Genomic DNA, 22,178 nt, shown 5'->3' on the forward strand with positions numbered 1-22,178 from the left:
TTAAATTTTAAAATCTATTTCTTGTTGGGTTGCCGTTTTCTCCTCTTGTGTTTTTTCCGGCATTTTTTCTGTTGCTTCTTCCACGGGTTTTGCTGTTTCTACAGGTTTTACCGTTTCCGTGGTTTTTATTTCTTGCCTTTCTACGGGCTTTGCGGTTTCTTCTGCTGCAGGTACTGCTTTTTCAGGTTTTACTTCTGCCGTTGTTCGGGTAGCCTCTGTCTGGGGTACATTGACAACATTGCTTTTTACTTCTGTTTTGGGTGTGTCTGTCGTAATTTTCCGGGCCGGGAAGTTTACTTCATGTATCGCTCCGGTGGGGCATACACTGACACATTTGCGACATAAGCGACATTTTGAATAGTCGATATAGGCCAGGTTGTTTTCTACTGTAATTGCTTCGAAAGGACATTCTTTGGCACATTTCATACAGCCGATACAAGCTACCTGGCAAGCTTTCCGGGCCACACCGCCCTTGTCTTTATTGACACAAGAGACGAATACCCGCCGGTCTTTCGGGCCTTTGTTACGCAGTTCGATGATATTGCGCGGACATGCTTTTACGCAGGCACCGCAAGCTACACATTTAACATCGTCGACCTCGGGCAGTCCTGTTTTTTCATTCATATGAATGGCATCGAAAGGACAAGCGCTGACACAATCACCGCATCCGAGGCAACCAAAGCTACAAGCTGTGTCGCCCACATATAAATTGTGCTCGATGGCACATGAACGTGCGCCGTCATATTGAGAGGTCCGTGGACGGTTTTCGCAACTGCCGTTGCATCTGACGACGGCTATTTTCGGTGTTTGCTCGGCCACCTCACGTCCCAATGCAGCAGCGACTTTTTGCATGGTTACACTGCCGCCTACAGGGCACATAATACCGTCCATCGTATCGGATTTTACAGCTGCCTCTGCTAATCCCCGGCATCCGGGATAGCCACATCCGCCGCAATTGGCACCCGGCAGAAGGCCTTCCACGATGTCTATGCGCGGATCTTCTTCCACCTTGAATTTTTGTGCTACGACATAAAGGATAATAGCTGATACTATACCGATAGCACATAATGAGATAATCGTGATAACAAGTGTATTCATGTATTTTAATTATAAATTATATATCAACTTAGCTTTTATGTATATTTCGGATTGTATTCAGCTTGTCTTTACAGGCTTTTCTCCGTTTTATTTCTTCGTGTCTATGAATGTTCAAATTTCTCCTTCTCTGAATCTCTCTACAGTAAATTTTATTCTTTTCCCGATTTTTTTACGGAATAAATACAATAGCACATAATAAAAAACAACGCCTCCCAATGCTACTAAAGCTGCCAAAAGTTCATCCTCCCCGGTTAAGGTCAACCAGGCTATCAGGGCTATAATCAGTATTGCCGGAAATACATAAGCGACTAATACCGAAAATAAAGCATCTTCCATGCGCGCGTATACCACTACTTTTTGACCATGTTCTACGGGAAAGTCCGGACGTTGGGCTGTAATCGTTTTCACGGCCATATCAGCCATTCCGCACATCCCTTTTGCATGACAGCTTGCACAGGCAGAACGACTGATGAGGAGGATATCGATAGTTTTTTTACCGATATTTTTGATTATCCCTTCATGTCCTATTCTTTCTCTTTGAGTCATTCCAAAAATTCCAAAATACGTGCAAAGTTAAAATTAAAAGCTAAATGATAAAAGGTAAAAAGTTAAAAATAATAGCTTCACAATATTAAATTGGATTGTCCGGATAAACTTTTTCCGGTTATCGTTGTCATAAAAAAGAATTTCATAATTTTAATTGAAGAGCTATGAGAAAGATTTTATTATTGTTTTCTTTATTTGTATTTCTATTTTCCTGTCATTCGAATCCTCAGCAACGTCGGGAGCCCGGAGAGCGCATGGATCCTGAGAAAGTAGCAGACCGGATGGTTGAACGGATGAATGAGGAATTAAAACTGACCGATCAGCAACAGAAAGAACTGAAAACCTGGTTTGTCGATTCTTTTAAGAAACGGGGTGAAAGTGTCCGGAAAAATAAAAAAAGCCGTGAAGAGATGCGGGCGGAGATGAAGAAAAGCCGTGAAGAAAACGAGGCACAGTTGAAAAAAATCCTGACAGAGGAACAATTTAAACAGTACCGGGAAAATGAGGCTAAACGTCAACAGGAGCGCCGGGAACAGGGAGATCGCCGCAGTCCCCGCTAAGAGCGGCCGGCGTTGGTTATAGTTTGATTTTGGCAACCAGCTTTTTGATGTGTCCTTCTCCGATGCAAGGAGCATGACCGTCTTCTGGAAAAAAGATGACAAATTCTCCGGGAGAAAGAGTGAAAATCAAATCGGCCTTATCCGAATAGAAAGCGATGTCGTTTTCCCGGGTATAGGCTTTTTTTTCGGCTTTCAAATCGCGTGTTGCTTTCCAGCCAAAAGATTCTTTTCCGGAGAGTAGAACCTGTATATCGATGTATTCTTTATGGATTTCGATGTCGGCATCCCGTAAATTACGCATTTCCGGTTCGGCAATATTGATCCAGATATTTTCTCCGTCGATGTCTATTTTTCCAGGAACCGTATGCAATATATCGTGTGATTTGATATAATCAAATACACGTTTGAAGGCCGGATGTAACCCTTCTATTCTCAGACTGTCTTCCAGTTTTCCGATGATCATGTTGTGGACTTATTAGATGACATTCAATATTTTAGCCCTGATTAACATGGCAACCCCGATGACACTTGCATTATCTCCCAGCCGGGAAATTTTGAATTTCGTGTCTTTACTGACCAGACTCAATGAATATTTATTGATTGCCGTTTTTAGAGGGAGCATCAGATAGTCGCCCACTAACGATAGGCTACCTCCGATAATGACCAGTTCCGGATTAAATAGGTTGATCAGTACACCGACGCCCCGGCCCAGCTTTTCTGCAATTTCAGAAATCAGACTGATGGATAAAACATCGTCATTGTTGGCGGCTTCAATAATGTCGTATAGCAGGATGTCTTTACCGCTTTTCTTTTTTTCAGATAAGACAGAGGTTTCGCCGGCATTCATGCGGGTAACAAACATTTTTTCCAAAGCAATACCCGATGCTTCCGTTTCCAGACATCCCTTTTTACCGCAATGACAAATGATTTCGTTGTCGAACAGAGGGATATGGCCGAATTCTCCTGCAAATCCGGTTTTCCCGTAATAGAGTTTATCATCGAACATCATACCGACTCCGACACCCCGGCCCAGATTAAGGAACAGTACATTTTTTTCGTCTTTTACGACACCAAATATTTTTTCGGCATACATCATCGCCCGACTGTCGTTTTCGATATAAGTGAGTATGTTCAAACGTTCCTGCAGAATATCGGTAAGAGGGGTTTCGTTAAAATTGAAATACGTATAGCTATAACCGTTGTTCGAATCTACGCGTCCCGTAAGGCTCATACCCATTCCGATGATCTTTTCTTGCGGAACGTCGATCTCTGCGATGAATTTTTCTATTTCTTCACATACGTGTTCGAAAGCTTCCGGAGTATTTTCCAGCACAAAAAGTGTATCTTCTTTTTTATTGATGATACTTCCTTTGAAATCGACCAAAACAAATTCGATCCTCCTTCTTCTGACATCAACACCTAAAAAATAGAACGCATCTGAAGCCAATCCGAATACGTTAGGACGACGTCCTCCGGCTGTTTCTATTTTGCCGTGGTCAGTAAGATAACCGTCGTCTTTTAGTTCAGAGACCAGCTTGGTGGCTGTCGGAATACTTATATTTAATTCTTTGGATAAATCTGCAATTGTGGCTTCTTCAACTGTTACAAGATAAGCCAATATACTTTTTTTTAATAGACCATTTTTATATTCTGATCCGGAATTTTTATCACTTCCGAATTTTAACACGCTACTAAAGTCTACCATATGTAATATTTTTAAAAACTTGCTCTTTGTTTAAGAATTCGATTACAAATATAAAAAAATTAAAAAATAATTTACAATAAATAAATGTTATTTTGCCGTATTTGATAAAAAATCAGGAAGAGGCAGAAGGGAAGTTTGTGGTTTATGATTTTAAATTGGGAAACAGGGAGGGAGAAAATAACACATTGGGACGGACTCATTGTGTAATTTACGATTTATGATTTTTGATTTCCGATTGGGGTGAATGCTGATTCGTAGAAGGGTTTCGAAGAGGTAGTTTATGATTTTAAATTTTAGATTTTAGATTGGGAAACAGGGAGGGAGAAAATTACACACTGGGACGGACTGATTGTGTAATTTACGATTTATGATTTTTGATTTCCGATTGGGGAGATTGTTGATTTGTAGAGGGGTTTTGGAAGAGATGGTTTATGATTTTAAATTTTAGATTTTAGATTTTAAATTGAAAAACAGGTAGGGAGAAAATTACACATTGGGACGGACTCATTGTGTAATTTACGATTTACGATTTATGATTTCCGATTGGGGGATTGCTGATTTGTAGAAGGGTTTCGAAAAGGTTGTTTGGAATTTTAAATTGTAGATTTTGGATTTTAAATTGAGAAACAGGGAGGGAGAAAATAACACACTGGGACGGACTCATTGTGTAATTTACGATTTATGATTTTTGATTTACGATTGGGGAGATTGTTGATTCGTAGAAGGGTTTCGAAGAGGTAGTTTTTGATTTTAAATTTTAGATTTTAGATTTTAGATTGGGAAACAGGGAGGGAGAAAATTACACACTGGGACGGACTCATTGTGTAATTTACGATTTATGATTTTTGATTTCCGATTGGGGAGATTGTTGATTTGTAGAGGGGTTTCGAAGAGGTGGTTTATGATTTTAAATTTTAGATTTTAGATTTTAAATTGCTTGGCAAAGGGATTTGTCGTTGGATTTCGTTTAATCTAAAATCGCAAATCTACATTTTATCTAGGTTTTGGATTGAATATGGAGCAGATACGTAGCCCAAGAAAGGGTTTACGATAGGAATAAATGATAGCTGATGTTATGGAAACGGGATCATAAATTAAGAATTGTTAAAAATCAAATGAGGTTGGGGATGCCGAAGTTCTATGAACGGCCGGTTGACCTTAATATGTGGTTATTTTATAAGAGGTTGGTGTCTTTGGGACTTTCGACTTTTATATCTATCTTTGCACCGCTAAAATATATGTTACTACATGAGTCATAAATCAGGATTTGTAAATATAGTCGGTAATCCCAATGTAGGAAAATCTACATTGATGAACCGTTTGGTGGGAGAGAAGATATCGATCATCACTTCCAAGTCGCAGACGACTCGCCATCGGATCAAAGGAATTGTGAATGAACCGGATTTTCAGATCGTATTTTCCGATACACCCGGAGTTGTAAAACCGAGTTACAAGATGCAGGAGTGTATGCTTGAATTTTCGAAATCCGCTTTGGTGGATGCCGATATTATCCTGTATGTGACGGATGTGGTGGAAGATATTCGGAAAAATGCCGATTTTATAGAGAAGGTAAATCACATGAAAGCCCCTGTTTTGTTGGTTATCAATAAGATTGATCTGACAGACCAGCAGAAGTTGGAAGCTTTATTTGAGAATTGGAAGACATTGATTCCGCGGGCAGAAATTTTTCCGATATCTGCGACTGAAAATTTTAATGTGGATAATTTATATCGGAGGATTTTGGAGTTGTTGCCTGAGGGGGAGCCTTATTTCCCGAAAGACGATCTGACAGATTTGCCTGCCCGTTTTTTTGTCAATGAAATTATCCGGGAAAAAATATTGTTGAATTATGACCGTGAGATACCTTATTCGGTGCAGGTAGAAGTGGAGGAATTCCAGGAGGACAATAAGCGGATCAATATTATGGCCGTAATATATGTGGAACGGGAATCGCAAAAAGGTATTATTATCGGACACCAGGGAGCTGCTTTGAAGAAGGTCGGCACAGAGGCTCGGCAAGATATCGAACAATTTTTCGGGAAAAACGTTTTTTTGAGTCTTTACGTTAAGGTGCAAAAAGACTGGCGGAATAAGGATCAGGATTTGAAAAAATTCGGATATGTACAGTAAATTATTTTGCTGTTTTCATTTAAATTTAATCTGAATAGGATATTTATGAGTAATATAGTTGCAATAGTCGGAAGACCCAATGTCGGGAAGTCTACACTTTTCAACCGGCTTATCGGTAGCCGGAAAGCTATCGTGAACGAGGAGAGTGGAGTGACGAGGGACCGGAATTACGGAAAAGGGGAATGGAACGGAAAAGAATTTTCGGTCATTGATACCGGAGGGTATGTGTCTAAAAGTGATGATATTTTTGAGGAGGAGATCAATAAGCAGGTGCTTTTGGCCCTTGATGAAGCGGATGTTATTCTCTTTATGGTAGACGTGGAAATAGGTCTGACCGGATTGGACGAGAATTTTGCCCGGTTATTGCGCAATGTCAAAAAGCCGATCTATCTGGTCGCCAATAAGGTCGATACCAATGACCGGATATATGATGCCAGTGAGTTTTATCGTTTGGGTATCGATAGTGAAGTTTATTGTGTATCTTCTGCCAGCGGTTTTGGAACCGGAGAGTTGCTGGATCAGGTTGTTTCTAATTTTAAGGAAGATACGATTGAAGATACAGATCATTTACCGCATATAACGATAGTGGGACGTCCCAATGTCGGAAAGTCTTCTACGATTAATGCTTTGATCGGTGAAGAACGGAATATTGTTACAGATATTGCCGGCACAACCCGAGATTCCTTGTATACCCGTTATAACCGTTTCGGTCATGATTTTCTTTTGGTAGATACGGCGGGATTGCGTAAACGGGCTAAAGTAAATGAGGATGTGGAATTTTATTCCGTGATGCGTTCGGTGAGAGCTATCGAAGATGCTGATGTGTGTATGCTTTTGATCGATGCTACGCGTGGAATGGAAGCCCAGGATTTGAATATATTCCATTTGATCGAGCGTAACCGTAAAGGAATCGTTATTCTGGTGAATAAGTGGGATTTGATCGAGAAGGACCATAAAACGACGATTGTTTTTGAAAAAGAGATCCGTGAAAAAATAGCGCCTTTCAGGGATGTTGATATTATTTTTACTTCGGCAATAACCAAGCAACGTTTACTGAAAGCACTCGAAGCAACGATAGCGGTATATGAACGGCGTACCCAGAAGATTAAAACATCCGAACTCAACCGGGTAATGTTGGAGGCGATCGAAAATTATCCTCCTCCAATGGTAAAAGGAAAATCGGTAAAAATTAAATACGTTTCTCAACTTCCGACACATGCGCCTTCTTTTGCTTTTTATTGTAATTTGCCGCAATATGTGAAGGAGTCGTATAAACGTTTTCTTGAAAATAAACTGCGGGAAAATTGGAATTTCACCGGCGTTCCCATTCAGATATTTATGCGGAAAAAATAATGGGTTATTTTAGATTTTAAATTGTAAATTTTAGATTGACAGATAAACGGATCTGCTATTGGGGTGACCTGATTTAAAAATTTTAAGTAGTTTTGGTTCTAAGAGAAACAAAGCTGTCATCCGAAGTCTGACTTTCCCAAAAACAATCTAAAATTTACAATTTAAAATTATTATATTTTGACTTATTCTCCGTTCCAGGAGGAAGCTAATAACTGGTAGTAAATAACATCTTCCCATTCATTTCCTCTTTTCAGCCACTCTTTACGATAGCCGGTGCGGTCGAATGTCAGGGAGTCGAATAATTTCTGACTGGCGATGTTACAACTGGGGACGCTGCTGTATACCTGATGCAATCCAAGGACTTCGAAGCAATAGTCGATAATCAGTTTGATCGCATTTTTAGCATATCCTTGTTTACGGTTTTCTTTATCATAAATCATAATTCCCAGACCGGCCCTTAGGTTGTAGGGATCGAAATCGTATATGTCTGCCAGACCGATAGGTGTATTGTCTTGTTCTTTGCATATCATCAAACGCACCTGTTTGGTTTCGTAAATATCCCGGTGAGAGTTTTCAATGTATTGCTTCAATGCAAAATGAGAGAAGGGAGTGAGTGTATCACTGACTTCCCATAAATCCATATTGTTTTCCCATTTATATAAATATTCTAAATCTTCCGGTTCCAAGGCTCTTATAAGAACCAATTCGTCTTTCATCATGGTATTAACTTTTAATTATTAGGTGTAATTTTACTCGTTTAAAAACGGACTTAATTTATAAAATTATTTTATTTTTTCCATATTCAGATCAATAGCTTTACCTAGTTTTTCTTCATCGAATTCGCGAATGAAAGCATCGGGATATACTTTTCTGACTTTGGGTAAATCCTGCCGTGCTGCTGCCAGGGTATAATATACGGAGTAAACATAGCGGTATAAATCTCCCATACGCATGACTTTGATTCCGTATTGTCCTTTGAAGAAAGCATCGGATAAAGGAAAACTCATCGAACAGATCTGAATGGTATATTTGGTGTTTTTTTCCGGCTCGCCGATTGTTCGTGTGGTGTCTGATCGGTTTTGTTCTTCTGTCGTTTCAATCGGGAGGGGAGTCGTTTGTTGCCCCGTTTTCCCGGAAGTCATCTTGTATGTCCGGACTTGTTTGTTACAGAAGTTGATTTCCTCTTCGATAATGTCCAGTAACTCTATTGCATTTGCCGGGATAGATTGCTGTAATTTATTATATGTTTTGATGGCTTCGATGTATTCCCGATTGGCCGAGTGTGCTTTTGCCAGGTGATAGAGGATGCTTTTGTTCAGTGATTTTTCCTGGTTTTCAGCATAAGCGGTTTGTAATATCCCGACAGCTTGTGAGGAAAGGGAGTCTGTATGATAGTAGCATATTCCTTTTAACAGTAATATTTCTGTGTCGTATTGCCACTTTTCCGGAAGCCGGGTAAGTGCTTCCAGGGCTTTGCCGTAATTTTTTTCACTGATCCATTTTTCTATTGCTTTCCGGGGTTTATCCGGAACGGCACAGCAGATGTCCGGAAAAACTGTGATGAAAAGTAGGGGTAGTAATATATATTTGAGCATGGAATGTTTGTCGTTTAGTCGGGTGTAATGAGACAAATATAGTCTGTTTTCATGAAATAGAACATATTATTAATTACTTTTGTCTTTGCCCGTTGACAGAGTCGGTATTGGCTCTGACCGGGGTACAGACACGATTTATATACGAAAAATTAACTAATAATGTTTAATCTTTTATGTGTATTGGGGCCGACTGCGAGCGGTAAAACGGCCTTGGCCGTCCGGATGGCGGCAGAATTAGGCGGGGAGGTTATCAGTGCCGATTCACGGCAGGTGTATCGGGGGATGGATATCGGGACCGGCAAGGATTTGGAGGAATATGATTATGAAGGGCGGTCCATACCTTATCATCTTATCGATATTGTGGATGCCGGATATAAATACAACGTTTTTGAATATCAGCAGGATTTTGTAAAAGTATGGAAGGATTGTAAAAACAGGAATGTTTTTCCTGTTTTGTGTGGTGGTAGCGGGTTGTATTTAGAAGCTGTTTTGAAGGCTTATCGTTTGTTAGCTGTGCCTGTGAATGAAGCATTGCGGAAAACACTGGAAAATAAAAGTTTGTCTGAATTGAGTGTTATTCTGTCGGCATATAAACGAATGCATAATACAACAGATGTGGATACGGTAAAGCGGGCTGTGCGGGCTATCGAAATTGAGGAATATTATAAACTGCATTCTTGTATCGAAGGGGAGTTTCCGGAGATTCATCCTTTGATTGTCGGTGTGGATGTCAGCCGGGAAGTACGTCGGACACGTATCGATAAGCGTTTGCAGGAACGATTGAAAAACGGGATGGTTGAAGAAGTGCAACAATTGCTGGAACAAGATATTGCACCTGAGGATTTGATTTATTACGGATTGGAGTATAAATACCTGACTCTTTACCTGACGGGACAGTTGACTTATGAGGATATGGTTGAAAAGCTGAATATTGCCATTCATCAATTTGCTAAACGGCAAATGACCTGGTTCAGAAAGATGGAACGGCAAGGATTTTCCATCCATTGGATTGACGGTAATTTGCCTATGGATGAAAAAGTCATGCTGATTCGTGAACTGATGGAAACGGGTTGTCAGTCTTCTTCGGTGTAGTTTGCCAGGAAGTGCAGCGCATTATCGATCAGAAATTGTTTTTCTTCACTGGGACTTCCTTGTTTTAAGATACGAATTGCTGCTGTGCGCTTTTCTTCATCTATTCTATGGATATTTTCTATGGCTGTAGAAGCTTCCAGGGCAACTATGAAATCCTCCTGTAGAGTCAACTCTGCAAAGAGAACGATGTAAGGAGAGAAATCCAGTGCTGATTCCCAGCATAATCTCAATAACCGTGATTTGGGGATCGTTTCGGTTGTTGTCCGGATCCGGTCGATTACAATTTGCGGGAAGGCATTGTCTTTGATATCTGCCAATAGATTGACTAATTCTTCTGTTGTTTTGTGATCTTTTGCAGTTGTCAGAATATCCAGTAAAGCCGGAACGATTGTGATGTCCCCTTCGTTTTTAACAGCAGCCAGGGCTTCTTGTCTCAACTGGATTTCTTCGCTGCCGAGTTTTTTCAATATATCTTCTTTGTTTTCCATTGTTGTCATGATTGATTACTTAGGAGTGCGAAGATAAAAAAAGAGCGTTTATTTAAACGCTCTCTTTGAAATTATTTCATTCGTTCTTTTTCTTTTTTTCTTCCTTTTCCTCTTTTTCCTGCTCTTCTTTGATGATTCGCGGATGATATTTACTGAGGGTTTCTTTCAGAAAATTATTGTTAAGATGAGTGTAGATTTCTGTTGTCAGGATGGATTCATGTCCTAGCATATCCTGTACAGCCCGTAAATCAGCACCGCCACTAACCAAGTGTGAGGCGAATGAATGACGGAACGTATGCGGAGATACCTGTTTGGTGATTTTAGCCCGGGTGGTCAGATGTTTGATAATATTGAATACCATCACTCTTGAAAGGGCTGTTCCGCGTTTGTTCAGGAATAAGACGTCTTCGTATCCCGGTTCTATATCCAGGTAGCTTCGGTAACCTTTCATGTATAATTTGATTTCCTCTTTTGCATTTTTGCTCAATGGAATTATACGTTCTTTGTTCCCTTTTCCTTCGATTTTAATATATCCGCCACGGAAATTGATGTTGGAGATTTTTACACTGATCAATTCCGATACACGTAATCCGCAAGAGTAGAGTGTTTCGATGATTGCTTTGTTTCTTTGTCCTTCCGGCTTATACATTTCGACGGCACGTAAAATGGCATCGATTTCATCTACAGTAAGGACACTGGGAAGTTTACGTCCGATTTTCGGTGCTTCCAGCAATTTTGCAGGGTTGTTTTCCAATACTCCGTCATAAGCTAAATATTTGAAGAAGGAACGGATGCTGGAAATACTTCTGGCTTGAGTCCGGTTGGTTACACCTGCCTCATTTACATAACTGATATAATCTTTCAGCATGTCATAGGAGATTTTTTCCGGTCCTTTTACTTTCAAAGTTTCTTCACAATAAGTAGCTAATTTTCTGACATCATTCAAATAAGCTTCAACTGAATTGGCTGAGAGCGATTTTTCGAGAATTAAGAATGTCTTGTAGCTTTCAATGGCATTTTCCCAAGTCATGTGTGTTAGTTTAAAGTTATTAATAAATTATCCCAATGTATCGATATAAGTGTATTCATATAAATATTGTTTTATCGATATAATATAAATTCGTCGGTAAAGATATATATTTTTTAATTTATCTCACTATAATTATCTCAAAATAATAATACAAAGTAAATTAATTATTAGATAAAAGGCAAAATTTCTTATGCAAAATTTAGAATTTCGTCCAAAAATGCAATATCATTCTTTACATAGTTTTGTCATAATGATAATTTATTTGGGAGGAGCGCTATTAACGGATAATGATTAGAATTGTGTTCAAAATGTATGAAATCGTCTTTTGGAAGTCAGAAAATGAAACGGTATATTAATATCAAGAATCCTTCTTTTTTGATTTTTAACCTCGAAAAAATGACTAAATTTGTGAACTGACAGAAATATTGAATGATGAATGGGAAAATAATGATAATGAATGGTCCCAATCTGAATTTACTCGGTATACGAGAGCCGGGTATATACGGGAAAGAGGGATTTGATGAATATTTGAACGTGTTACGTGAAAAATATGAAGGTATAGATATGGACTATTTTCAGTCCAATATAGAAGGCGAACTGATCAATAAGATTCACGAGACGGGTTTTTCTTACGAGGGTATTATATTGAATGCCGGCGCCTATACACATACGTCTATTGCATTGGCCGATGCTATTTCTGCTGTGACAACCCCTGTTATAGAAGTACATATTTCCAATACTGCCCGCCGGGAGAATTTCAGGCATGTATCTTTTTTATCGGCAGTGTGTCTTGGAACGATAACCGGATTCGGGTTGGATTCGTATGAACTGGCATTACAGGCATTGCTTTTACGCAGAAAATGATGCAGATTTGAAAATAAAGAATTCGGAGACAGAAAATTGAAAAATTATGAAGAGAACAAAAATTGTAGCGACGATATCGGATAAAAGATGTGATGTGGATTTTTTGCAGGATTTATATGCAGCCGGAATGGATGTGGTGCGTTTGAATACGGCGCATCAAACTCTTGACGATGCTATGAAGGTGATCCGTAATGTCCGGATTGTATCTGATAAAATACCTTTATTGATAGACACCAAGGGACCGGAAATAAGAACAAAGCTGATCGAGCAGCCGATGGAGGTGGAAAAAGGGGAGGTCATATATATTACCGGGGACGATACTTTGACATTGGATGAGAAACTGATCCATGTTTCTTATGAAAATTTTACGGCCGATATAAAAGTCGGGGATAAGATTCTGATTGACGATGGGGATATGGAGTTTATTGTACAGGATAAATATACCGATCGTCTTGAGGTTGTAGCGACGAATCCCGGATATGTAAAAGATAGGAAAAGTGTAAACGTACCGGGGGCGATGATGAAATTGCAGTCGTTGAGTGATAAGGACCGTACATTTATCGAATTTGCCATCGAAAACGAAGTGGATTTTATCGCCCATTCTTTTGTCCGCAATAAAGAAGACGTGCTGGCTATTCAGCAAATCCTGGACCAGCATAACAGTAACATCAAAATTATCGCTAAGATTGAAAATCAGGAGGGAGTTGATAATATCGATGAGATTTTAGATCATGTTTACGGTGTAATGGTGGCCCGTGGGGATTTGGCTATTGAAATCGATGCGGAAAAAATTCCTCGGATTCAACGTTATATTGTGACGAAATGTATCGAAAGTAAAAAGCCTGTTATTATTGCCACTCAAATGCTGCATACGATGATTGACCATCCGCGTCCTACGCGTGCAGAAGTGAGTGATATCGCCAATGCTGTGTTTATGGGGACGGATGCGATTATGTTGAGTGGGGAGACGGCTTATGGGGAATATCCTTTGGAGGCTGTAAAAGTGATGACGAAAGTGGCTGAGGCCAACGAACTGATGACACCTCCTGATTCCGGCCGTAGCTTAGTGCGTATCAATAATGAGATTACTGCAGCTTTGGCACGTGTGGCAGTAAAGACGACAACCATGCTGCCCATTAAAGCCATTGTCGTGGATACCTTAAGTGGACGTACAGCCCGTTATTTGTCAGCTTTCCGGGGTGCATTGCCTGTGTATGCCCGTTGTTATAATCAGAAAGTGATGCGGGAACTGGCACTTTCTTTTGGGATACGGCCTTATTTTACGGAAAAACCCACCTCGCGGGATGAGTTTATCCGTGATATTCCGGATGTGTTATTGCATGCCGGTTATGATCCGGAAGATTATATTCTGGTTATCGGAGGTAGTTTCGGGCATGTCAGGGGAGCTTCTTTTATGGAAATATGTAAAATCAGCGATATTAAATAAGTCAAGAAGTCGCTTTTAAGTTTCGCTAACATTTTATAGGATAAAATACGGGTATTTGTTGTGAATGCCCGTATTTTTAGTATCCGCTCATCACAGAATGTTTCATAACTTTGTGTTTGTATAAACTAACTAAACTAGAGCGAAATGAAAAAATTAGTATTGGCGTTGATCGCGGGGATCGCTCTCTGGGGTACGGCGCAAGCACAGACCGAATTCCGATTCGGACCGAAAGTCGGGTTGAATGTGACGAATTTGACCCATTCTGACGGAGATAATAAAGTCAGTATAAATGTAGGAGCTTTTGCAGAGATGCGGATTAACGACCTGCTGGGTATTCAGGGGGAATTACTTTATTCCCGTCAGGGATGGCGTGATAAGGTGGATATTGACGGGGATAATGTGAACGTGAAGTATCGTGTAAATTACCTGAATATTCCGGTTATGGCACGCCTTTATGTCATGGAGCATTTGAGTGTGGATTTGGGACCACAACTGGGGATCGCACTGAATGCCAAGGCGCGTTATAAAGAGTCCGGTACGACTGTCAAAAGTAAAATGCGCAATTTAAATACGATCGAGTGTAGTTTCCTTTTCGGGGTTTCTTACGATCTGTTCGACCGTTTTCTGTTGTCGGCCCGTTATAATTTAGGACTTAGTAATGTGTTTGATAAAGATAAATTCGGAAGCAGTAATAGAAATCATGTCTTCCAATTGTCTGTCGGATATCGTTTGTAAAATGGAATGCAGGAGGTTGTCCCGGGAACTTTTTTATTGTCCCATGGGAGGATTCGGTGATCTTAATCAATTGTTATCATTTGAATTACGGATTATGGCGTGAGATGACGTGATGATAATTCTGTTTTTTGTGGCAACCTCTTTATTTATTTTTGTTTGTTTTCTTCTTTTTTGGCATGATTCTTGTATTTTATTTAAAATTGTGAAATTTTAAATTGCGGTTTTGACGACTATATCTCAATTTAAAGTTTACGATCTGAAACAATAGAGGAATTCATATTAAAATGAAGAGAAAATGAAAAAAATTATTTTACTATTCGCAGTATGTATGGCGTCTGTCGCCGGACTTAAAGCCCAATCGATTGTTATCGGTCCGAAAGCCGGATGGAATATCACTAATATTTCGAACATCGATGACAATAAGAATAAACTTAGTTTTCATTTGGGTGCATTCGCCGAATTCAAGGTAAACGATTATTTTTCGGTTCAGCCTGAGTTGGTGTATTCCCGTCAAGGGTTGCGTGCAGAGAAACTCGAAGGCTGGAAGCGTAGGGCGCGTGTGAATTATCTGAATATACCTGTTTTGGCTAAATTTTATGTATGGGATGAATTGAGTGTGGATTTAGGGCCTCAGTTCGGTTTTGCGTTGAACGGTAAGTATAAATTTTCAAAAGACGGAGATTCTGAAAAAAGGAAAATCCGGGATCTTAATACCTTTGATTTGAGTTTTGCATTGGGACTATCTTATAATTGGGAAGATTTTATGTTTTCAGCCCGTTATAATTTTGGTATTACCAATGTGATAGATAAGGATGCTGCGGGAGATAACAATAAGAATCATGTGTTCCAATTGTCGGTGGGATATCGTTTCAATGATTTGTTTTAATGTGATGTAGAAAAGATCATTTATTTTTATTATCAACTTTTCGGGCGATTCTCTATGGGGATAGAGAATAAATGACGGTTGGTACCGGTGTCCTTGGCTGGAAACGGTTCCAACCGTTATTTTATTGAAAATGATTGAGTCTGTCTGAAAATATCCGGAATTGTGCGTGCAGTGTGTTGCTAAAGGCTGGTTTGCAGATATCCGGGAAGAAACTGTTTTATCGCTTTTTTGTAAAAAATTTTAGAATCGAGGATTTATTCTATATGTTTGTAAAATAAAAGAAAACCGTTTTTCCGGAAAAATAAGAAGTTATTTTATTGATCAGAGAGAGACTCTTGTAAGTAGTTTGTTTGATGAAATGGAGAAGTTGGTAAGAGAAGCCGGTGTTGCCCGTATTAATTTTGAAAATCAGTTTGTGGTGTCTGAGATGTATTCCGGAGTCCGATTCTCTGATTAATCCGGAACATGCTGAAAAAGTCGGTCGGGAGTCTGAAATTACAAATTGGTTATCGTGTGATTATGAAGTTTAAAGTTATTCTTGTATCCGTTTTTATTCTTGTCGTTCATTTTTGTTCCGCTCAATTGGTGCGGAGAGTGGACTACGATGCAGCTATTGCTGTTCAGGCCGGCGGAAGTACCGGTATCCTTTTACCGGGAAAGATCAACGGTATGAAGTTTGATGGTATTTACGGATTGAAAATGACGTTTCCGTTTACCCGGAGGTGGTTTTTGGGGGCGGAGTTCAATTACAATCAGCTAAGAACCCAGAATAAACACAGCTTTTCTTTCTCTGAGGGAGAAAATATTTATCAACGGGATGTGGAGGCTGATCTCAAAATACAGGCTTTAAATGTACCGGTTTATGTTAAATATCTGCTTGGGCCTTATGGTAATAGTATTTTATGTGGGGGGTATTTTTCATGGATATATAAGGGACGATTGGCTGTTTATGAAAAAAAGAAACGTTTTCAGGCAGATACGGATAAATGGGATGCGGGGGTTGTGATCGGGGTCGGGCAGAGAATTGTCAAGCATCTGAATCTGATGTTTAAGATCAATGTCAGTGTAAAGGATTTGATGAAAAAATCGGATTTGTATCCCAAAAAGATATTTCCTGTACAGGCGAATCTGACGTTAAGTTATGATATTTTTCGGATCGGTGATTGCGGGTGTGATTAGAAGGTTCTTTTGTATAAAGTCGTAAATTTAAAATAAATAATTATGATCAAGTTTGTTTTTGGGTTATTTCTGTGGTGTGGATTGTGTGGGTGTAATTCTTCGTGTCCGACTATTTCTTTGCGTATGGATAAACAGGTCGCTCCTGTTTTTATCAGACAGGAGGAGAATTCTGTTTTGCATATCCAGGTCGACAATACAACGGATAAGGAATTGGTTTTGAATAAACTTGTATTATCTGCTAAGGGAACGAGCCGTATAGAAGCTGTGAAACAGGTCCGGATTTATTTTACAGGTTTGAATCCTAATTTTAGTTCTACGGTTTTGTTCGGTCATACACAAGATGCCCGAGAAGTCAATACATTTAAAGGACAACAGGCTTTAAAGCCGGGTATCAATCATTTCTGGGTGTCCGTTTGTTTGTCGGAAAATGCATTATTGTCCGATAAGATTCATTTTACCTGTACGGATGCGACGTTATCAGATGCTTGTGTCGTTGTGGCAGATAGTCTGCCTTTACTGTCTTCTGCTGTAGGGTATGCTGTCCGGTTGCGTGGGGACGATCAGGTAAATGCTTATCGGATTCCCGGGTTGGTGTGTACACCTAAGGGAACTTTGATAGCTGTATATGATGTCCGTTATAACAGTGCCGTCGATTTGCAGGAAAATATCGACGTCGGTGTTAGCCGTAGCGTGGATGGAGGCCAGACCTGGTTACCGATGCAGATTGCAATGGATATGGGGGAATGGGGCGGACGTTCCCATAAAGAAAACGGAATCGGTGATCCGGCTATTCTGGTTGATCCGCAAACCGGCCGGGTTTGGATCGCTGGTTTATGGTTGCACGGTAATCCGGGCAAACGGGCGTGGTGGGCTTCTAAGCCTGGAATTACGCCTGAAGAGACCGGTCAGTTTGTATTGGCTTATAGCGACGATGATGGAGCAACCTGGTCAGAACCGATAAATATTACGTCTCAGGTAAAGAAGAAAGAGTGGTATTTGTGTTTTCAAGGACCTGGAATGGGAATTACGACACAGGAAGGTACACTTGTTTTTCCGGCCCAATTTAAAGATAAGAATCAGGTGCCGTATTCTACAATTATTTATAGTAAAGACAAGGGTAAAACCTGGGATATCGGTACCGGTGCGCGTTCTAACACGACAGAGGCTCAGGTTGTCGAATTGACAGACGGAAGTCTGATGTTGAATATGCGGGATGACCGTGGCGGCTCGCGGGCGGTTATGATTACCAAAGATTTCGGTAAAACATGGACAGAGCATGTTTCTTCCCGTTCAGCTCTTCCGGAGCCGGTATGCCAGGCGAGTCTGATTCGTATTCATTTGAAAGGCGGGAAACCTGCGCTGGCGTTTTTTAATCCGGCAAATACGCAGGGACGGGTACATTCTACGTTGAAAATCAGTTTGGATGAAGGGGTTACCTGGCCGGAAAAATACCATACTTTGGTATATGAACCGGGTAGCTATGGATATTCTTGCCTGACACAGATCGATTCTACGACTTTGGGGGTTTTGTATGAAGGTGCCGGTGAACTTTATTTTCAGCGGTTAAACATAGGAGAATAAGTGATGAGTAGATTTTAGATTGTAAATCAGAAAAGCCGATAAAATCTGTTTGCCTTTAATTTACAATCTAAAATCCAAAATAAATCAGCAGGATTGACCGAGGTATTATTTTTCTTTTAGAATATCCCGTATTTCAGTGAGTAATGTCTCTTCTTTGCTGGGTGCAGGAGGGGGTGGGGGTGTTGTTTCTTGTTTGCGATGCAGACTGTTTATTCCTTTGATAAATAGAAAGATAGAAAAAGCGATAATAAGAAAGTCCAAACTGGTCTGTATGAAGTTGCCGTAATTGATATTAACGGCTTCGGTGGCTTTTCCGGCTGCGTCTACTCCGGCCGGTTTGAGATGAATGACCAGGCTCTGAAAATTAACGCCTCCGATTAAAAGTCCGAGCGGAGGCATGATGATGTCTGTGACGAGGGATGAGACGATTTTACCGAAAGCTCCGCCGATGATGATACCGACTGCCATGTCTACAACATTGCCTTTCATGGCAAAAGATTTGAATTCTTTTATAAAACTCATGATGGTGTAAGTTAGGGGTTAGTACTGGTTTGTATTTTCACTTTTTGTCCGTTTTGTAGATCGTATACTCCGGCCGTAACAATGATATCATCGGAGGCAATTCCTTTTTTGACCAGTGCTTTATCTTCAAAACGAAGAATATCAACAGGTCGTAGATTAACGGTTTGGTTTCGGGGATCGACGATCCATATATAGAATTTCCCGTTTTCTTCCCGTAGTGCACTTGCCGGAATAACGAAATTGTCGGATATTGTATTTTCTATTTTAAATAATACTTTGGCAGAAAATCCCGGATATACTTCTTCACTGAAAGGGGCAAAAGCCGGGTCTGTGATGCGCAAGGTAACGGGAATACCGGAACCGTCGGACGAGTAAATGTATTCTTTGATATCGGCCTCAAACCATTGTCCCGGGCGGGTGTCGAACTGTACATAAATTGTTTTGGGAATTCCGATCAAGCGGATAGCCGTTTCGGGCAGGATGAAACGGACGTTGATTTTATCGGGATTAACCAGACGTACGATGGGATCGCCTGTCAGTATTTCCTGAAAGTTTTCGGCATATTTTTTTTCAATAAGTCCCCGGAACGGAGCTGTAAGTTCCGTATATCCCAGTGTACGTCGGGCAATATCGAGGGCAGAGGAAGCTTTGACGTAATCGGCGCGGGCAATTTCGAGGTTTTGAACAGCCGTTGCATTTTGTTCCAGTAGCCGCCGGGTGCGTTCGTAAATGGATTTTGCCGCCTTATAATTGGCTTCGGCAGTTTGGTATTTGAGCCGGTAATCTGTCGGATCGATGCGGGCTATTCGTTTGGACTGCGGGAGTATCTGGCCTTCGGTAACCGGGAAATCCGTAATGGTTCCGGATACTTTAAAAGCGAGTATACTGAACTCTTCTGCTTCCACGGTGCCGGTGTACGAGTTGTCGATGGTACCCAGACTCCCGACTTTTACAACCTGTACAGGTCGTATCGGAATGTTTTCGGAACGATCGGCTTCTTGCTGGCAGGCGGTCAGGAGCAGCAGAAAAAGAAAAAATAGATCACTAGTGGGCACTTTAAATTAAACATCGTTCTTTGAAATCTTTGATAATCGCATAGTTAAATATCTTTTTGGAGCGTGACGATTTGAATTGAAAAGTTGTTTTAGCTTTGTCCAAAAGCTAAAAACAATGAACCAAGGCAAATATATCTTCGCTCAACTTACAGATTTTCTTCCCCGTCGTGTCTTTGACCGTTTGGTAGAGAAGTATTCCGGGAATAAGAAAATCAGAACATTCACCTGTTGGAATCAGATGCTGTGCATGATTTTCGGACAACTGACCGCCCGAGATAGTATGCGTGAGCTTATGCTCAGCCTTGAGGCACACAAGAGCAAGTACTATCACTTGGGATTCGGTGCAACAGTTAGCCGTACCAATCTGGGGAAAGCAAACCGGAATAGAGATTATCGTATCTACGAAGAATTTGCTTATACCCTGATTGCGGAAGCCCGTAATAGCTACAACAAAAATGACTTCGAGGTGAAAGTTGACGGTAATGTTTATGCCTTTGATTCCTCCACCATAGACCTTTGTCTGAATGTTTTTTGGTGGGCGGAATTTAGGAAACACAAAGGAGGCATCAAACTTCATACCTTGTATGATGTAAAGACTTCCATACCGACAATCGTACTGGTAACCAATGCTAAAGTACATGACGTAAACATGCTGGATGAGTTGAGTTATGAAAAGGGAAGTTTCTATATCATGGATAAAGGATATGTTGACTTCACCCGTTTGCATAAGCTTCACACCTGTGGTGCTTACTTCGTTACACGTGCAAAGGATAATATGAGATTCCGTAGAATGTATTCCCGTGAAGTCGATAAAACAACCGGAATAAAATGTGACCAGATTGGAATACTTGAAACGTATAAATCGCTCAAAGCATATCCGGACAAACTTCGGCGGGTTAAATACTACGATGAAGAACTGGGCAGAGAATTTGTGTTCATCACCAACAACATGGAACTCTCAGCAGAGGAAGTAGCCTTGCTATACAAGAACCGTTGGCAGGTGGAACTATTTTTCAAATGGATAAAGCAACACCTGAAAGTAAAATCTTTTTGGGGAACCACGATGAATGCAGTCAAGACACAAGTCTACTGTGCCATCATAACATACTGTCTGGTTGCCATTGTCGCTTACAAATTGAAAGTTAACCGTCCAATCTACGAAATCCTACAAATTTTGAGTTTTTCTCTACTGGATAAAACGCCTGTAAGAGAGATACTTACCAATTGCGATTACAAAAATGTCAAAGAACTAAATTATAAACAATTGAAAATCAGCTGGGACTAAGTGCCCAGCAGTGAAAATAGATAAATATTTGACATCTATGACATTTTTTATTGCTTGTACGAAAAACTCCGGGAGTCTTGTTACAGTACAATTCTTATTTTCTTTGTATTTTTGCAGAAGCCTGTTTCGTTTTTTAAATAAACGGGCGGACAAATTTTATATGATTGGCAGAATTGTATACTCTATATCAAAATAAATCGGAGCTTATGGAAATCGGGAAATACAGAGAGGAACTGAAGATACATAATCATTACACAAACTATAAAGGACGCTTGTTTATAAAAACCTTGTGTGATTTATTCAACGATGTTGCAGAAGGGCAAACGGAATTATTGGGAGTGGATGTGGATACCCTGAATAAATCGGGGTTGACCTGGATGCTTCATCGTCTGCATATTCTGATACATAAGATGCCGCAGAAAGAAGAAAATGTTGTGGTAGAAACCTGGCCGTCCGGTATCGACCGGTTGTTTGCTTTACGGGATTACCGTTTATTGCGAAATGACGGAGAAGAGCTGGTACGGGCGACGTCGGAATGGATGACCGTCGATTTGAATCGCCGCCGCCCGGTAAGGCCGTTGGCCCGGGTTGTGGAAATGAGTACTTCGCACGGGATTGAAAAGTTGCCTATAGAGCATCTCTTGCGGGAAAAAGAGATGCCCGGGGATATGGAAGACTGTCGTTATTTTACGGCGACATTTGATAACATTGATTTTAACGGACATGTCACACAGGCTTCCTATATGCGGTGGATCACTAATTCATTGCCTTTCGGTTTTTTAAAAAACCACATTCTGACAGAGGTCGAAGTGGTGTATGAACATGAAATTATGCCGGATAGCCTCATTGTCTCTTATTATAAGATGCAGCCGGAAGGAAATAGAGTTGTTGTTTATCACCAGATCAGGAATGAAGAAGGTTCTCTGATGCATTGTGTGGCCGAAACCGTATGGATGGCACATGCAGATACACGGACACCCCAAAGCTGACAGGAGGCTTGGGAAAAACTGCGGCTGTGGGATAACCG

General features: G+C 40.4%; 23 protein-coding genes. 13 read left to right on the plus strand and 10 right to left on the minus strand.

The genetic code is table 11. The annotated features are described in order from the left end of the window. Both BN8908_RS01310 and BN8908_RS01315 read right to left on the minus strand, forming a co-directional pair. The gene (locus BN8908_RS01310) at positions 1-1,098 is read right to left on the minus strand and encodes a Fe-S cluster domain-containing protein (RefSeq protein ID WP_082989193.1); all 1,098 of its coding nucleotides are present in this window, start codon (positions 1,096-1,098) and stop codon (positions 1-3) included. A gap of 111 nt (positions 1,099-1,209) precedes the next feature. After that, a complete protein-coding gene (locus tag BN8908_RS01315; protein WP_021987660.1) occupies positions 1,210-1,644 on the minus strand; it encodes a SoxR reducing system RseC family protein in 435 nt (144 codons plus the stop codon). A gap of 164 nt (positions 1,645-1,808) precedes the next feature. Here BN8908_RS01315 and BN8908_RS01320 point away from each other — a divergent pair, with 164 nt between their 5' ends. After that, positions 1,809-2,204 (plus strand): DUF4890 domain-containing protein, encoded by a 396-nt coding sequence (locus tag BN8908_RS01320; RefSeq protein WP_068688535.1) that lies wholly within the window; start codon positions 1,809-1,811, stop codon positions 2,202-2,204. Positions 2,205-2,220: 16 nt separating this feature from the next. Here the strand turns inward: BN8908_RS01320 and BN8908_RS01325 are convergent, their stop codons facing one another. Both BN8908_RS01325 and BN8908_RS01330 read right to left on the minus strand, forming a co-directional pair. Beyond that, positions 2,221-2,667 carry a NanQ anomerase/TabA/YiaL family protein gene (locus BN8908_RS01325; RefSeq protein WP_021987658.1) on the minus strand — a complete coding sequence of 149 codons (447 nt, stop codon included), beginning with the start codon at positions 2,665-2,667 and terminating at the stop codon, positions 2,221-2,223. 12 nt (positions 2,668-2,679) lie between these two features. Then, complete coding sequence (locus BN8908_RS01330) at positions 2,680-3,909, minus strand: ROK family transcriptional regulator (protein ID WP_021987657.1); 1,230 nt, start codon at positions 3,907-3,909, stop codon at positions 2,680-2,682. 92 nt (positions 3,910-4,001) lie between these two features. Here BN8908_RS01330 and BN8908_RS19025 point away from each other — a divergent pair, with 92 nt between their 5' ends. From BN8908_RS19025 to der, 3 genes are all read left to right on the plus strand, one after another. Next, the gene (locus BN8908_RS19025; protein ID WP_262361046.1) at positions 4,002-4,130 is read left to right on the plus strand and encodes a hypothetical protein; all 129 of its coding nucleotides are present in this window, start codon (positions 4,002-4,004) and stop codon (positions 4,128-4,130) included. A gap of 1,027 nt (positions 4,131-5,157) precedes the next feature. Further along, positions 5,158-6,039, plus strand: coding sequence for a GTPase Era (era, locus tag BN8908_RS01340; protein ID WP_068688539.1), 882 nt, complete (start codon positions 5,158-5,160; stop codon positions 6,037-6,039). Between the two features lie 45 nt (positions 6,040-6,084). Continuing rightward, the gene (gene der / locus BN8908_RS01345) at positions 6,085-7,392 is read left to right on the plus strand and encodes a ribosome biogenesis GTPase Der (RefSeq protein WP_021987616.1); all 1,308 of its coding nucleotides are present in this window, start codon (positions 6,085-6,087) and stop codon (positions 7,390-7,392) included. 182 nt (positions 7,393-7,574) lie between these two features. Here der and BN8908_RS01350 read toward each other — a convergent pair whose 3' ends face one another. Then, a complete protein-coding gene (locus BN8908_RS01350; RefSeq protein ID WP_021987615.1) occupies positions 7,575-8,111 on the minus strand; it encodes a GNAT family N-acetyltransferase in 537 nt (178 codons plus the stop codon). Positions 8,112-8,174: 63 nt separating this feature from the next. Then, positions 8,175-8,987 (minus strand): tetratricopeptide repeat protein, encoded by an 813-nt coding sequence (locus BN8908_RS01355; RefSeq protein ID WP_021987614.1) that lies wholly within the window; start codon positions 8,985-8,987, stop codon positions 8,175-8,177. A gap of 159 nt (positions 8,988-9,146) precedes the next feature. Between BN8908_RS01355 and miaA the strand changes: the two genes are divergently transcribed. Continuing rightward, positions 9,147-10,079 carry a tRNA (adenosine(37)-N6)-dimethylallyltransferase MiaA gene (gene miaA / locus BN8908_RS01360; RefSeq protein ID WP_021987613.1) on the plus strand — a complete coding sequence of 311 codons (933 nt, stop codon included), beginning with the start codon at positions 9,147-9,149 and terminating at the stop codon, positions 10,077-10,079. Here the strand turns inward: miaA and BN8908_RS01365 are convergent. Beyond that, the gene (locus BN8908_RS01365) at positions 10,061-10,567 is read right to left on the minus strand and encodes a hypothetical protein (protein WP_068688541.1); all 507 of its coding nucleotides are present in this window, start codon (positions 10,565-10,567) and stop codon (positions 10,061-10,063) included. The genes miaA and BN8908_RS01365 overlap by 19 nt on opposite strands. A gap of 76 nt (positions 10,568-10,643) precedes the next feature. Further along, positions 10,644-11,597 (minus strand): site-specific tyrosine recombinase XerD, encoded by a 954-nt coding sequence (xerD, locus tag BN8908_RS01370; RefSeq protein WP_021987611.1) that lies wholly within the window; start codon positions 11,595-11,597, stop codon positions 10,644-10,646. Positions 11,598-12,044: 447 nt separating this feature from the next. On the opposite strand from xerD, the gene aroQ reads away from it, so the two are divergent. From aroQ to BN8908_RS01400, 6 genes are all read left to right on the plus strand, one after another. Beyond that, on the plus strand, positions 12,045-12,461 hold the full coding sequence (gene aroQ / locus BN8908_RS01375) for a type II 3-dehydroquinate dehydratase (protein WP_235837400.1): 417 nt from the start codon (positions 12,045-12,047) through the stop codon (positions 12,459-12,461). 46 nt (positions 12,462-12,507) lie between these two features. Further along, entirely contained in the window at positions 12,508-13,908 is a 1,401-nt protein-coding gene (gene pyk / locus BN8908_RS01380) for a pyruvate kinase (RefSeq protein WP_021987607.1), read from the plus strand. 144 nt (positions 13,909-14,052) lie between these two features. Then, positions 14,053-14,643, plus strand: a complete 591-nt coding sequence (locus BN8908_RS01385) for a porin family protein (RefSeq protein ID WP_068688546.1) — start codon at positions 14,053-14,055, stop codon at positions 14,641-14,643. A gap of 295 nt (positions 14,644-14,938) precedes the next feature. Then, positions 14,939-15,529 (plus strand): porin family protein, encoded by a 591-nt coding sequence (locus BN8908_RS01390; RefSeq protein ID WP_021987605.1) that lies wholly within the window; start codon positions 14,939-14,941, stop codon positions 15,527-15,529. A 465-nt stretch (positions 15,530-15,994) separates the two neighbouring features. Then, the gene (locus tag BN8908_RS01395) at positions 15,995-16,708 is read left to right on the plus strand and encodes an outer membrane beta-barrel protein (RefSeq protein WP_021987604.1); all 714 of its coding nucleotides are present in this window, start codon (positions 15,995-15,997) and stop codon (positions 16,706-16,708) included. Between the two features lie 42 nt (positions 16,709-16,750). Then, the gene (locus tag BN8908_RS01400; RefSeq protein ID WP_068688548.1) at positions 16,751-18,289 is read left to right on the plus strand and encodes a sialidase family protein; all 1,539 of its coding nucleotides are present in this window, start codon (positions 16,751-16,753) and stop codon (positions 18,287-18,289) included. Positions 18,290-18,394: 105 nt separating this feature from the next. Here the strand turns inward: BN8908_RS01400 and mscL are convergent, their stop codons facing one another. Together mscL and BN8908_RS01410 are read right to left on the minus strand one after the other, a co-directional pair. Beyond that, complete coding sequence (mscL, locus tag BN8908_RS01405) at positions 18,395-18,811, minus strand: large-conductance mechanosensitive channel protein MscL (RefSeq protein WP_021987602.1); 417 nt, start codon at positions 18,809-18,811, stop codon at positions 18,395-18,397. An 11-nt stretch (positions 18,812-18,822) separates the two neighbouring features. Beyond that, a complete protein-coding gene (locus BN8908_RS01410; RefSeq protein WP_068688550.1) occupies positions 18,823-19,866 on the minus strand; it encodes an efflux RND transporter periplasmic adaptor subunit in 1,044 nt (347 codons plus the stop codon). Between the two features lie 115 nt (positions 19,867-19,981). Between BN8908_RS01410 and BN8908_RS01415 the strand changes: the two genes are divergently transcribed. Next, on the plus strand, positions 19,982-21,151 hold the full coding sequence (locus BN8908_RS01415) for an IS4 family transposase (RefSeq protein WP_068688305.1): 1,170 nt from the start codon (positions 19,982-19,984) through the stop codon (positions 21,149-21,151). Between the two features lie 206 nt (positions 21,152-21,357). Further along, a complete protein-coding gene (locus tag BN8908_RS01420; RefSeq protein WP_021987600.1) occupies positions 21,358-22,140 on the plus strand; it encodes an acyl-[acyl-carrier-protein] thioesterase in 783 nt (260 codons plus the stop codon). Positions 22,141-22,178 lie beyond the last annotated feature (38 nt).

The sequence above is a fragment of the Culturomica massiliensis genome, assembly GCF_900091655.1.
Taxonomy (GTDB): domain Bacteria; phylum Bacteroidota; class Bacteroidia; order Bacteroidales; family Marinifilaceae; genus Culturomica; species Culturomica massiliensis.